Source organism: Lysinibacillus sp. NPDC093692, from assembly GCF_050280125.1.
Lineage (GTDB): Bacteria > Bacillota > Bacilli > Bacillales_A > Planococcaceae > Lysinibacillus.
This window is the reverse complement of sequence record NZ_JBNNUW010000006.1, coordinates 98,982-112,677: the sequence shown is the minus strand read 5'-3', so window position 1 is coordinate 112,677 and position 13,696 is coordinate 98,982. Positions and strand designations below refer to the sequence as shown.

Genomic DNA, 13,696 nt, shown 5'->3' with positions numbered 1-13,696 from the left:
ACTGCTTTTACTTTTCTTATCGACTGCCCTCAACTAACTTTTGATATTCCTCTTCAATTAGTGCAACATCAAGACGTTCAAACAGCGGTGTCACTTCGCTAATGCCTGTTGGTAAGTCTACTTGTTCATGCCACTTCACTTCTTTTATTCCTAACATTTTTCTCACCTTCTCAGCTGAAAACGGTAAAAATGGATGTAATAGTTGTCCAAGGTTGGCAATGATATAAACACATGTCGCTAATGTTTGATTTCCAGCTTCCACATTCTCTTTCACCTGTAGCCATGGCTGCTGCTCATCAAAATAGCGATTAGCCGCACGAATATATTCAAAAACAGCCTCTAACGCTTGCTTAAAATGACCCGATTCTATATGATTCCCAACATCATTAAACAGCTGAATTGTGTGTGTTCGAATAGTGTCATCCACCTCTGCATGAGGCACTTGACGATCAAACGATTTCTCTAAAAACTTCAATGTGCGATTAACAAAATTACCGTAAGCGCCAAGTAATTCGCCATTATGACTATAAATAAATTCTCGGTAAGAGAAATCCGTATCGCGATTTTCTGGCGCATTCATTGTTAAAAAATATCGAATGGAATCTGCATCGTATCGACTTAAAATATAAGGCACCCATACCGCCCAGTTTTGACTCGTTGATAATTTTCGTTTTTCTAATGTTAAATATTCGTTTGATACAATATGTGTAGGTAATGCCTTTGCTCCCATCCCCATTAGAATGGCTGGCCATATAACTGTATGGAACGGGATATTATCTTTACCATGCACATAATATGAAATTGTTTCTTCATTCCACAAATCTTCAATCGCTATTTGGTGCTGCTTTGCCCATTCCAAACTCGCTGTTAAGTAGCCTGCTACTGCTTCAATCCACACATATATTTTTTTGCCTTCAAAACCTGCTACTGGCACATCTATCCCATTTGGTAAATCCCTTGTTACAGCACGGTCCGGGACCCCTTCTGCCAAGTAACGCTCTGTTAAACCTAAGGCATTATCTCGCCAGCGTTTTTCTACCTTTGCCTCCGCTAAATACGTCTCTAGCCTCCCCTGAAACTGACTAAAGGCAAAATAAAAATGCTCTGTTTCCTTGATAATTGGCGCATCCCCACAAATCTTGCAGCGTTTGTCGATTAAATCGAGCGGGTCTAAAATGGTTGAGCAATTATCACATTGGTCACCACGTGCCTTCGCACCGCAGTTTGGACAAATCCCCTCGACAAATCGGTCAGGCAAAAACTGCTTGTCCGTTTCACAATAAGCCTGTTCAATTTTCTTTTTGTATAAAAAATTGTTCGCTAATAGCTGCAAAAAAATTGTTTGAACAGATTCATGATGGTGCTGCGCATCTGTCCGCGTATACAAATCATAGGTAAATCCTAATTCATCGAAGCATTTTGAAAACTCTTCGTGATAATGATTAGCAATTGCTTCCGTTGTCGTTTTTTCCTGTGCAGCCCGAATAGAAATCGGGGTGCCATTACAGTCACTCCCTGAAACATATAGTACCTTCTCGCCCTTTTGTCGATAATATCTAGCCAAAATATCACCCGGTAATAATGCGGCAACATGCCCTAAATGCAAAGAACCATTTGCATATGGCCACGCGCCTCCAATAACAATTGTCATCCTAAGTTGCTCCCCTCGAAAAAATGTAAAAAGTGTAGATTAATTACGCCTCGGTGTAATCGCGTCTGGATTTTGATTGTGCTAGCACAATTCTTCCTTTCAAAACCCGCGACATCCGCCGGAGGCTTTATCTTCATTCAGGCAAGTCCTGAATGAAGATAAAAAAAACGCCCTAATCAAAATTGATTAGGACGAGTTTACCCGTGTTACCACCTATATTTACAAATAGCTCTCACTATTTGCCTCCATCAGTGCGTCTCATTTCAAATTTCAATGAGAGATACTGCCGCTGTTGTAACGAGTGCCCATCTCGTCGTAATCTACTCGCAAACTTGCTTTCGGTACGAAGCTCAAAGGTCATTTTCAAAAGGGGACATTTACCTCATTTCCACCAACAGAGGCTCTCTATACAATGCTTATCCAATTTACTTTTCCTTATCAATGCTTTTATTATAGATTTCCACTATCTTACTCTTTTTGATTATGAATTGCAATGTATGTCGATAAATCGTTCCTATTTCTCGATAAACTGAAAAAGTTGGGCGATAAATCATTCAATCTTCTCGATAAACCGAAAAAGTTGGGTGATAAATCAGAAAATGTAGTCGATAAAGTTTTATCCTAACTTTAAATCAAGTAACTCTTTTAAATCATCAATAACAATGTCCGCTTTCTGTAATTCGGTTTCCTGTGCAAAGTCGAAACGAACACCAACAGAGAATAACTGATTGTCATGAGCTGCTTGAATATCAGAAGAACGATCACCAACAACTACTCCGTGTTCAATGGCATTTTCCTCAATTACCTTTTTCACTAAATCCGATTTATGACCACTCGAAATGGATTGAATACTATATGTACCTTTAATAAAACGTTGTAATTGATAAGTTTCTACTATCGCCTGTAAATACTCAGTTTGTCCATTACTAGCAATGAATAAATCATAGTTATCCGCCAAAGTGGCAAGTGTTTGCTCTGCATGTGGGTACAATGCACCCTGACGATTCCGTATTTGTTCAATAAGCTTAACGTGGAATAATGCATTGCTTTCTTCCCGTGTCCCTAGCGTGTGTCTAGGACATAACGTTTCCCACACAACAGGTAATGAAACACCCATAATTTCGCGGTATTTCTCTATTGGTGTTTCTCCCTGCCACAAGCCCTTTGCACGTAGCACATCGAACGTCGCCGCTAGTGCTGGCTCTAATATTAGATTTGTTTGAAATAAAGTACCATCCATATCAAAAATAATAGCTTTTTTCATAAAATCACCCCTTCTACTATTATCAACGTAATCATCAGAAGGAGTGTTGCAACCTTTAGACATCAAAAAACTCCATATGCATTTTTTCCTTTTTATAATAATTCAATCGATCCTGTAAAGTCCCTGTATGAAATTCGAACTTATGACCGTCTGGATCTGTGAAATAAATCGATTTTTTATCTCTTACATCTCTTTGTCTACCTTCTAGGATATTGACATTAAGTTGGATTAACTTTTCATACATTTTATCAAAATCATCCTCATGGATAGAAAAAGCTATATGTGTATAGGATTGATGTATTTCATTACGAGGGATATCCTTTTCTACATTCAGGGCAAGCCACAGCCCATTTACATCGAAATAGGCTGTACTTTTCCCCTTCACTAATAATTTTGCGTCAAAAACCTTTTCATAGAATGCAATGGATGCCTCTAGATTGGAAACTGAAAATAATAAATGATTTATGTTTTGGATTGTCATATGTGTGTCCCCCAACTATGAGATAACCGTTCACCCCATATCAAGTTTCGTTTAATTTGATTTTTTACCTTTCTTCCCCTTCGCAATTTGCTTTGATTTGCGTTGCTCATTAAGTTTTGCCTGTGCATTTGCTTTTCGTTCGATAAAAGCAAGCTCTCTTTGCAATTTAAAGTAGCTTTGAAGACGGGATTGTTCAAGCACACCATCTGTAATAGCTTGCTGTACAGCACAATGCGGCTCCTTCTGATGTTTGCAATCTCTGTAATGACAGGCTGCAGAAAGTTCCTCAATGTCCTTAAAACTAGAGGATAAGCTGTCACTCTGATCCCATAATTGTAATTCTCGCATTCCAGGTGTATCGATTAAACAGCCACCACCTGGCAATAAAACTAATTCACGATGTGTAGTTGTATGGCGCCCCTTCGCATCATCTTCACGAATATCCGAAACCTTCATATAGTCCTCACCACTAAGGGCATTCGTCAATGTGGATTTCCCTGCGCCAGAAGAACCAAGTAATGCTCCTGTTACGCCTTCCGTAAATAGCGCACGAATATCCTCTAAGCCCTCCCCTGACAGAGCACTAGTCACAAAAATATCCACACCGAACGTTACAGACTCAACCTCACGTATCTTACTAGAAACATCTTCACACAGATCTGCCTTCGTCAATACAACGACCGGCTTCGCACCTGAATCCCACGCAGCTACTAAATAACGTTCTAAACGACGAATATTAAAGTCTGCATTTAAGCTCATCACCAGAAGTACGATATCAACATTCGATGCTACAATTTGCTCTTGTACTTCCGCCCCCGCGGCCTTCCGTGAAAAGACTGACTTTCGTGTAAACAATTTATGAATAATCGCCTTTTCCTCACCAGGCATTTTCTCAACTAGCACCCAATCCCCAACTGCGGGAAAATCCTCACGTGCTAATGATGTATACGCGTAATGTCCAGCAATCGTTGCCAGCCACTCCCCTTCTTCAGCCAGTACACGATAGGAATGCTTATGCTCCAATGTAACCCTAGCCGGCACACAGTTCGCTAGCTTAGCCTCCTGTTTAAATCCAGTCATTTGCTCTTCAAAATATGTTAAAAATCCCAAAGTTGTTAAATTCAATTTGTTTTCCTCCTAAATATGCATATCGTTTATCATCACTTGAAAATAAACACAAAAAAACCATGTCTCTGCGCAATTCGGCAGTTACAAGGTTCACAGGCACATTTAAGAGAATATACAAACACCACAATCATGAATTAAATCTCGTTACTACGTGTGGTTAAATTGTATATTTTAGGCGTGTGAAATTGAACAAACCGAATTGCTGTTCGTTAATAGCGGCTTTATTCATCATGTCACATCACCTACTTTCGATTTTGTTATTTTCAATATAACGGAATCTTCCGAAATTGTCAATTATAACTTACAAGCATGTATCCCCTCCCTACCTGCATACAATAAACAAGACCACTATTGGCGAAGGAGATGTTGAGTTGTCAAAAATCATTTCGATCAGTACATACAAACCACCTTACACATTACAACAGACAAATGCAGAGGAGCTAACGAAGGAACTCTTTCATGCAAAAATCCCTAAATTAGAACGCTACTTAAAAGTGTTTGAGAATGGTGGTATTGCAACACGCCATTTTTGTGTGCCACCGGAATGGCATCGTATGGATCATTCCTTCGAGGAACGTAACGATTTATATATTGAGCTTGCTACACAATATAGCGTTAACGTCATTCAAGCCTGTTTACAAAATAAAACGTTTTTACAATCACCGATTTCTCCTGAAGATATCGATGCTATTATTTTTGTGAGTAGCACAGGCATTTCCACACCGAGTATTGATGCACGGGTTATGAATCAACTTCCTTTTTCAGACCGACTTAAGCGTATTCCACTTTGGGGACTTGGCTGTGCTGGTGGTGCAGCTGGTGTTAGTAGAGCCTATGATTTTTGTCGTGCTCATCCGGAAGCAAAAGTTCTTGTCGTTTGCGTTGAGCTTTGTAGTCTAACCTTTCAGCCAAATGATTTTTCTAAAAGTAATTTAATTGGTGCCTCTCTTTTTGCGGATGGCGCAGCATGTATACTCGTCTGTGGAGACGAAGTGAATATCGCAGTAAAAAAATCAACACCTACCATTATCGGAACTGGCTCTAAGTGGATGCCAGATTCAGAAAATGTTATGGGCTGGAATATTAAAAATAATGGCCTACATGTCATTTTTCAGAAAAGCATTCCTGCCATCATCACCAATTGGCTCGGTCCATTCATTGAACAATTTTTATTAGAACATGAACTGTACAGTGAACAGCTTAACCATTTTATTGCGCATCCTGGCGGTAAAAAAGTATTAACAGCCTATGAAGATACACTTTATTTAGCTCCCCAAAAAACCGACATTTCTCGGGAAATATTAAAATATCATGGAAATATGTCATCTCCTACGGTGCTATACGTGTTGGAGCAATTTATGTTAAATGAAGGACAAGTAGAGGATACTGGTTTGCTCGTCGCTCTTGGCCCTGGCTTTTGTGCTGAAGCTGTATTACTTAAATGGAGGGAGTAACATGATTATTTACATTATTTTGATCCTCGTCATTCTACAAAGATTGACAGAAGTTTTCATTGCAAAACGCAATGAAAAATGGATGCTCTCACAAGGGGCTTATGAAGTTGGTTCCTCTCATTATCCGTATATGGTTACTTTGCACACCGCCTTTTTCGTGTTTTTAATGATTGAAGTAGTTACTAATCATAAAAGTGTATCGCCTTTATTTCCGTTATTATTTTTATTATTTATTGCCGTTCAAGCATTACGCATTTGGTGTATCCGCTCATTAGGGTCTTTTTGGAACACAAAAATACTCATATTGCCTAATGCAGAAGTGGTACGGAAAGGCCCTTATACATTTATGCGTCACCCAAATTACGCAGTGGTTTGCTTAGAAATTATTCTTCTGCCTTTAATGTTTCAAGCATATTTCACAGCCTTCTGCTTCACACTTTTAAATATAACAATGCTATCTGTACGCATTCCAATTGAGGAAAAAGCTTTACGAGATGCAACAAATTATAATCATGTATTTCACAAGAAGATTTCGGAGTCCTAGCCGAAATCTTCTTCCAATTTATAATATAAAAAGGCTGTTTCATCTTACTTTTGAAACAGCCTTTCACAGCATACTTTATACAGTTTTATCAGTATTTATTTCTATTGTTAGCTCGTTCAATTTGTGATCCAGGTCCTCAAGCAAGCGTAATTTATGATTCAACTGTTTTTCAAAATCCATTGATTGAGCCAATACCTTATTCACTTGGGCATCTACACGTGTCAGGAATTCGGGATCCACCGTCGGTTTTCCACTCAGAGAAGGGCTTTGTTTTTTTACATCTGCTAATTCTTCCGATAATTTTGCTACCTCACTGCTTTTCTCCTCTATTTCTTTGACTAAATGCTTATTAAGATTGTCTGAATCGGTTTGTTCTAAACGGGATCTGTCGATGGCTTCAATGATCGACTTCATTTGTTGGCCTATATCTCTCGTAAAGACATTCAACTTATTTTCAAGGCTATCCACTGTAATCTTATCTGAACTCATAGAAAGTAATTCATCTTTAGTGAAATTTAGAGATTCCTTTATTAGCTTATTTTCTACACGCAGTTCTTCCAGTTCTTTTAATAAACCCTCTATCGAAGAAAGTTGTTTTTTCTTCTGGATTTCTCTTGATTGTATATCATCATAGTAAGTTTTTATTGTTCTATCATGGTCTCTCTTCAGCTTTAATAGCTCCATCGAAAGCTCCTTCTTCTGTTTTGTTAAATCAACATTTTCTCGCTCTAATCTCAGTATTAGTGAATAATAATCACCATCTCTAAGCCTTTTAACTTCATTTTTATACTTCGCTAATTCGGCTCTTAAAAAAATGATCATTTGTTGAAGCTGGATAGGATCATTGTTTTTGACAATATCATTATCCACACTTACACCTCCTATCACGACAATTTTTTAAGTAAACTAATCACTTCTTCAAATTGCTCCTTACTCTCCTCTAACACCTCATCAAGCTGCTTAATCATCTTAATTTCTATTTCCTCATCGCCAACTTCATTAGCTATTCTCTTTTCTCCTGCTATTAAATGGGTAATAAGTAGATTCAACGTGCCTTTTTCGAGATAAGCAAAGCTATTGTTTTCCTCATTAATATAGTTAGGTAGATTTGCAAGCTGTTCCTTAATAATTTGATGGGCAACACTATCTATTTTTTCACTCATTTTCATCCTCCTGTATATAACTCATTCCATTGAGATTAATAGGATTTAAGACGACGATACCATCTTCTAACTGATCACAATATGTAAAACCCATAATACTTCCTGAATAAGATGAATTATTACCCCATTTAATTTGAAAGTTAGGAAATGATAGTGTCTCGTTTGGCTCTAACGTTGTTTTTCCTATAGGTCTAAGCCAAAACTCCTCTTTGCTCGATTGATCATTAATTCGCTCCCAGCTACTATTTCCTTTTAAATTTGGTGCGAAATGTTCATAGACATACCTTCCTGAAAAGGAGAATGGGGAGTCTTCAGGTAGCTTTATACATAGAGAAGGATTCGTTATAGGCTGAGTACCTATATTACGAATATGATAAGAGCCCAGGCATAAGCTTTCCTCATCGGGATTATATGAAATATTGATTGAGGATGTAAAATAACTAATAACGTTGACACTTTCCGGAACGATCAACTCCTCAATCGCTTTTTTCATTTCATGAACATAAAAATCCGTTTGTTTTTTCAACTCATTTATTTTTTCTTCTACACGATTGATGCGAGTAAGCATAATCAGTACCCCCTTACTAATAGTATTGAATTAATCAAATTGAATTCAAACTTCTTTATATGACAGTTACGTCCTTTCATAAAAAAAAAGAGAGGATTATCCTCTCTTTACAATATGATTTTCTTCTATGTGTTAGTACCATTAACCAGCAGGTGGGAATACAGAAGGGCATTGCGCTGGGCGAACTACACCCGGACACGCAAACGGTAATTCTGCTCTTGGCTCGCAGAAAGTCGCTAAGAATTCCACAGTAACTGGGAATGTAGATTGAATACTTTGGCAAACTGATATAGTAACTACTAATGCAGAAAACGTAATTGTACCTGCTCCAGGTGTTAGAGTTCCTGTTGAACACACGAAACAATCTAAATCTGTGAATAAAATTTCTACATCTGTCCCTTTCGGCGCACATAATGTAACTTGTTCACAACGTGAAACTGTAATAGGATTGCTTGTAAACCTAGTACCATTTGGTAAAGTAACAACTAATGTAAGAGTAAAGTTCTTTTGAATAGTCAGATTTTGAAGACATACCGTTGCACCATCAATGGAGAACTGACGATTCTCACGGTTCAAAATAACAATAGGATTAGTTGCTCTTGGAACTACAGTACATGTAACCACTGCACCTGTTAGGTTAGTAGTTGCTGTTACTCCTGGAAAAGTAATTGGTCCAGTAGTAGAAAACTCAAACGACGCTTCCTTTACAATCCAGTCGAATACCTTATCGACGTTTATACAAATTGTTTCCTGCAATTGGGATGGCATATTATCTTGCATCCTTTTGACACCTCCATATTTTTTTTACCTTTCGTTTGTATCTTATGTTTTCTGACTAAAAGTGCATGGGCTAAAAAGTAATTCGTTCTGATTTTTATTTAATCAAGTATGCCTCGGCATACTTGTAGCTGTCGCTACAGAAAATAATTGATGAAAGAAGTTAAAATACTTAAGTATCAGTATGTATCGTTATTAATTACATCGCCTCTTCTTAAGAAGAAACAAAAATGTTTGAAAGGACCGGTATATTTGTAACAGAAAGTAAATATTTTTAATAAAATATTAATGGACTGAAAGGGGGGAAATGCAATGGAAGATTCAAAATCAAAATTGTACTCCACTCAAGACATTGAAAAATTGAAGCAAAAAATAGAAACCTACAAGGACACGTTAACTTCATTAAAAACGGGAACTTCAATGGAAGATTATTTATTTATGAAAATTGATTTTGATGGGATTAAAACGCAAATGGCACTTTTAGAAGGGCTAACTGAAACAATAGATGATAAGCAAAATTCACAAATCGGAGGCTATGAGGAGCAGATAAAACTTCTATCAGCACAAATTGAGTCTCTGAATCAAACGATTGAGGAAATGAACCAAGAATTATTAAGGGTTTTAAACAAATTACTCACTATTGAAAATACTGAAGCTCCAACCGCTACACCTAAAACTGAAAACACATCCAAATCTATTGCTAACGGTGTACAAAGGGATCTGATCATTACACAGACAACAAACCAATCGGCGATTACATCAAAACAGCCATCTTATAAAATGCTACAAAGTCTGGCAGGAAAAGTAATAAATGCGCAATTAGATGGTAACAATGGTATACCTTCTGCTCACAACGAAAATCAAAGAAATGTACCTGAAGAACGCCATTTTAATCAACAATATTTTCAATCAATAAATACTCATCCAAGCCAAATATATAATGGTTTATATAGAAATACCACTACCAAATCCACCTTCCATTTTAAACACGCTACCAATGCACAGGAAATTCCAATTAGTGTTTATGAATCTAATACTTTACCGCATGCCGAAATCCATAATTCCACTGGCAACGACCTTAATACGGAAAATTTAGTTAATTACGGAAAACCCGAAAAAATTAATAACACTGTCACTATAGATGAAATGAGCTCTGTAATAACAAATGAGCCTGTCACTTCTGAAGTAGCTGAAGTAATTAACGAACATGCCATTCTCGAAGCTTCTAAAGTAGTTAATGAACATGCCATTCCTGAGGCTTCTGAAGCAGTTAATGAACATGCCATTCCTGAAGCTTCACAAGTAGTTAACGAACATGCCATTCTCGAAGCTTCTAAAGTAGTTAATGAACATGCCATTCCTGAAGCTTCTCAAGTAGTTAATGAGCATCCCATTCCTGAAGCTTCTCAAGTAGTTAATGAGCATCCCATTCCTGAAGCTTCTCAAGTAGTTAATGAACATGCCATTCCTGAAGCTTCTCAAGTAGTTAATGAACATGCCATTCCTGAAGCTTCTCAAGTAGTTAATAGGCATCCCATTCCTGAAGCTTCTCAAGTAGTTAAGCAAGTCGACACAAATACATCCACCACTTTAAAAAGTAACGAATTTGAAGTCTTTGAAGCTACGCCAGAGGAGAAATATGAAACACATATACAAATAGAAGAGATAAACAAACAACCTGAGCTAAAAGAAGAAGCAACTGAAGAAGGGCATAAAAAAGAAAAGAACTCTTTGTTTTTCAATTTCTTTCGAAAATGGAGTTAGTTTAAAATTAGGATGTACAGTGTTTAGCAAACTGGAGAAGTATACGATGAATAAGTCCAATAAGTATGAAAATACATATTGGACTTTTTTATGTTCAATTGAAAAAACAAGTCCCCTTAGTAAATACTCGTAAAATGCCAAAGCTTCTCAAATGAAGCCTCAAAATTTCCACATATAAAAACTACGATACAGATAATTGCCCTCCCCCCCCAATCTTAGCTGAATAGAATAATGAAGAAAGGGGGTGTAAAAATGTGTATGAATAATTCTATGTGTGGCTGCTCTTCTAATAATAATGAATGTGAAAATTTTGGACCTTTCTTAGCGGTCGACGCTGCATGTATTACTACACCAGCACCAACAGGCTCAATTATCCCATTTTCATCAGGAATAACTCCTGTTGCTTTAGTAACTGCTGGTTCTGGTTTAATTGCTTCTGTAAGTCTTGTAGGATTCGGTACAGCTGTTCCAGGGATAATACTTGCTGGCATTAATATAGATCTAACATCTAGTGCTGTCACAGAAGCTTTTACGGTTCCACGTCCTGGCACTATTACATCTATTTCTGCAACAATCGCAGCAACTGCCGCTTTAACCCTAACAGGAACAGCAACAGTCAGAGCACAAATTTACCGCGCAGTTCCGGGAAGCAATGTTTTCAGTCCTACTGCAGCATTCGTTGACCTAGTACCAAATTTACCATTAGTAGCTTTATTAGTAGGTACGATTGCAAGTGGTAATGCAGACGTTTCAGTGCCAGTAAATACTGGTGATCGTTTACTAATGGTGTTCTCCATGACTACTACAGGAGTTGCTGCTACTCTTGCTGGTAACGCAAGTGCAGGAATTAATATTGTATAAAAGATAATTATGTTCGTAATTTAGGTTAAATCTACCATATAGCACCATAATCCGTGTAACATACGATATTTACTTGAAAAACAATTTCAAAAGTAGGTGATTTTAAAAATCGCCTACTTTTCATTCTAAAAATATAATTATTAATTCGCCAAAGCAATCTGAATATGAACAAGATGATGCTTCCCGTGCCAAGCATATAAGGCTAGAGCTTTTTCAAGCGTCATTAATCCTGAATCAGGATGATTAAACGCTCGTTGTATTTGCTCTGCTGTTAGGCTTTCCAGCAAATAAACCCAGCGTGCATGTAAGCCCTCAGTCAATTTATAAGATGTCGAAACAGGTATTTCCGAATCCGGAAGCTGTGCCCATTCCACTTCGTTATAAGGTTTAATTGTCGGAGTATCCTCTGTTAAAGCTAGCTTAAAACGGATATAGCTATTCATATGACTATCTGCAATATGATGGACAAGCTGCGTAATCGTCCAGCCATTTTCTCGGTAGGATTTTATGAAGGATTGTTCATTTGCTCCGTTAAGCGCCTCTGCTAGTTGTGTCGGTAAGAGACGAATATCCTCTATCCATTCCTTTATTTGCTGCGCTGTCACTACTTCCGGAAATTGAAATTGTCCAATTGGGTATCGTAAATCGGTCATGTAGCTATCCTCCATTTCTGTGTTCTTACTTTTCATATTACCAATATTATATTTTTCACGCTATTCACATTTGTTCTTCTAAGTAAAACCCTCATTTTGTAAGGATTTTAGCTTACAAAATGAGGGTTACATTATATGGAATATCAACTTTTTATTCAGTAATATCATAAATTAACGTATCAAAATAGCTCCCATTCGTATAAAGTAAAATTGCCCAGTCCCCAGATTTCGGGATCTTCACATTTGAAGGTGCATGTGCATCTGCACCATTAACAGATCCACTAAGTCCTATATTCCATCCATTTAATAAAAGCGGATGTATGGTGTTAGAATCTTTGTGATACCCGACAATCGTTAATTGATTATCACGTCCTTCTTCAATCCCCCAAATATGCCACATCCATTTTTGAGTGTTTAAACTTGGCATACCGACTCCAATAACACCCGATTTATTTGAGTTACCAATAATACCTCTGTCTCCAAATTCAACAGCCTTTTTGTCCCAATCAATTGATTTAAAATCACTTTCTTGCACAAAGTCAGGCAAATCATCTGGCAGAGCAACTGCTTTCCCATTCATTGTACAGCCTACTAAAAACAACAACACTGAAAACAAAACTATACATCGCCTCACTTCATCCCCCCTTTATAAGCATGGTTCTTTCCTATGAAACGATTTTTCTACTCACATTGTTACAGATTATTCAGAAAATGCATTCTCTAGTTCAACCTATTATTCTATAAACCTCATCACATATTTAACTAACGACTTTAGAGGATGAATAATCGTTAACGATGACTCTTTTTCGAATTGCCGCGCAGCCTCAACCATTGAAAGCTGTGCAACTGAAAGATGCCGCAGTTCCCCTGCTACATCATGAAGAGCTTGTATAATAGCGTTATTATACGCATCCTTTTTTCCTTGAATAATCAATTCAAACGTATTGTCGATAACTTTCACTTCAGCATTATTGGATTTCTCATGTAGTAAGGCGTATTGATAAAGTCTGTCCATCGTCCCTTCTACGGTTTTAGGATTTGTAAAAAGTATCGTTTGAGGCCGTTCTTCTTCACATATTGCTTCAAAGAAGGGCTCGTCTATTTTAATAATGGGAATAGAAAGTTCTAGAAATTCTCCCTCTAACAACGCAATATAATTCGTACACGTTATTAGAATGACATCTATATTACAGCTTTCCATCCATTTAAGTTGTTCTTTAACCTTAAAGGCTAACCCTTCAGTTCCTTTTGAAACTTGATGGATAAGACCTGGATCCACAAAATGGATTAGTTCTACTTTCTCCATATTTTGAAATGCCCGTTCGATATATTCAATATTTGAATGATGTGCATGTAAACAGCCAAGTTTTTTCTTCAAGTGCAGTCCT

General features: G+C 37.3%; 15 protein-coding genes and 1 other annotated feature. Of the genes, 4 read left to right on the top strand and 11 right to left on the bottom strand.

Annotated features, from left to right (window positions below):
• Positions 1-16: 16 nt before the first annotated feature.
• The 4 genes from metG to rsgA all read right to left on the bottom strand — a co-directional run bounded on the left by metG (position 17) and on the right by rsgA (position 4,476).
• A complete protein-coding gene (metG, locus tag ACQKN4_RS08775) occupies positions 17-1,651 on the bottom strand; it encodes a methionine--tRNA ligase (protein WP_427483387.1) in 1,635 nt (544 codons plus the stop codon).
• A 184-nt stretch (positions 1,652-1,835) separates the two neighbouring features.
• Positions 1,836-2,102, bottom strand: a binding site (T-box leader).
• A gap of 165 nt (positions 2,103-2,267) precedes the next feature.
• Complete coding sequence (locus ACQKN4_RS08770; RefSeq protein ID WP_079562198.1) at positions 2,268-2,915, bottom strand: HAD-IA family hydrolase; 648 nt, start codon at positions 2,913-2,915, stop codon at positions 2,268-2,270.
• 55 nt (positions 2,916-2,970) lie between these two features.
• Entirely contained in the window at positions 2,971-3,396 is a 426-nt protein-coding gene (fosM, locus tag ACQKN4_RS08765; protein WP_079562197.1) for a FosM family fosfomycin resistance protein, read from the bottom strand.
• Between the two features lie 51 nt (positions 3,397-3,447).
• Positions 3,448-4,476, bottom strand: coding sequence for a ribosome small subunit-dependent GTPase A (rsgA, locus tag ACQKN4_RS08760; RefSeq protein ID WP_427483506.1), 1,029 nt, complete (start codon positions 4,474-4,476; stop codon positions 3,448-3,450).
• A gap of 419 nt (positions 4,477-4,895) precedes the next feature.
• Between rsgA and ACQKN4_RS08755 the strand changes: the two genes are divergently transcribed.
• A complete protein-coding gene (locus ACQKN4_RS08755) occupies positions 4,896-5,978 on the top strand; it encodes a type III polyketide synthase (protein WP_427483384.1) in 1,083 nt (360 codons plus the stop codon).
• A gap of 1 nt (position 5,979) precedes the next feature.
• The gene (locus ACQKN4_RS08750) at positions 5,980-6,522 is read left to right on the top strand and encodes an isoprenylcysteine carboxyl methyltransferase family protein (RefSeq protein WP_427483382.1); all 543 of its coding nucleotides are present in this window, start codon (positions 5,980-5,982) and stop codon (positions 6,520-6,522) included.
• A 75-nt stretch (positions 6,523-6,597) separates the two neighbouring features.
• On the opposite strand, the gene ACQKN4_RS08745 is transcribed toward ACQKN4_RS08750, so the two are convergent.
• The 4 genes from ACQKN4_RS08745 to ACQKN4_RS08730 all read right to left on the bottom strand — a co-directional run bounded on the left by ACQKN4_RS08745 (position 6,598) and on the right by ACQKN4_RS08730 (position 9,033).
• A complete protein-coding gene (locus tag ACQKN4_RS08745) occupies positions 6,598-7,392 on the bottom strand; it encodes a hypothetical protein (protein ID WP_427483381.1) in 795 nt (264 codons plus the stop codon).
• Between the two features lie 14 nt (positions 7,393-7,406).
• The gene (locus ACQKN4_RS08740) at positions 7,407-7,685 is read right to left on the bottom strand and encodes a hypothetical protein (protein ID WP_240518307.1); all 279 of its coding nucleotides are present in this window, start codon (positions 7,683-7,685) and stop codon (positions 7,407-7,409) included.
• Positions 7,678-8,253 (bottom strand): hypothetical protein, encoded by a 576-nt coding sequence (locus ACQKN4_RS08735; RefSeq protein ID WP_079562191.1) that lies wholly within the window; start codon positions 8,251-8,253, stop codon positions 7,678-7,680. The genes ACQKN4_RS08740 and ACQKN4_RS08735 overlap by 8 nt, the downstream gene beginning before the upstream one ends.
• A 141-nt stretch (positions 8,254-8,394) precedes the next feature.
• Entirely contained in the window at positions 8,395-9,033 is a 639-nt protein-coding gene (locus ACQKN4_RS08730; RefSeq protein ID WP_079562190.1) for a hypothetical protein, read from the bottom strand.
• 309 nt (positions 9,034-9,342) lie between these two features.
• Between ACQKN4_RS08730 and ACQKN4_RS08725 the strand changes: the two genes are divergently transcribed.
• Positions 9,343-10,794: a hypothetical protein gene (locus ACQKN4_RS08725; protein WP_427483378.1), complete on the top strand. Its 1,452-nt coding sequence runs from the start codon at positions 9,343-9,345 to the stop codon at positions 10,792-10,794.
• A gap of 252 nt (positions 10,795-11,046) precedes the next feature.
• Positions 11,047-11,655 carry an exosporium glycoprotein BclB-related protein gene (locus ACQKN4_RS08720; protein ID WP_079562188.1) on the top strand — a complete coding sequence of 203 codons (609 nt, stop codon included), beginning with the start codon at positions 11,047-11,049 and terminating at the stop codon, positions 11,653-11,655.
• A 140-nt stretch (positions 11,656-11,795) separates the two neighbouring features.
• Here ACQKN4_RS08720 and ACQKN4_RS08715 read toward each other — a convergent pair whose 3' ends face one another.
• The 3 genes from ACQKN4_RS08715 to ACQKN4_RS08705 form a co-directional block, all read right to left on the bottom strand.
• Complete coding sequence (locus ACQKN4_RS08715; protein WP_427483376.1) at positions 11,796-12,308, bottom strand: YfiT family bacillithiol transferase; 513 nt, start codon at positions 12,306-12,308, stop codon at positions 11,796-11,798.
• A 151-nt stretch (positions 12,309-12,459) separates the two neighbouring features.
• Positions 12,460-12,942 (bottom strand): hypothetical protein, encoded by a 483-nt coding sequence (locus ACQKN4_RS08710; protein WP_427483374.1) that lies wholly within the window; start codon positions 12,940-12,942, stop codon positions 12,460-12,462.
• Between the two features lie 99 nt (positions 12,943-13,041).
• Positions 13,042-13,692 carry a hypothetical protein gene (locus ACQKN4_RS08705; protein WP_427483503.1) on the bottom strand — a complete coding sequence of 217 codons (651 nt, stop codon included), beginning with the start codon at positions 13,690-13,692 and terminating at the stop codon, positions 13,042-13,044.
• Between the last annotated feature and the right edge of the window lie 4 nt (positions 13,693-13,696).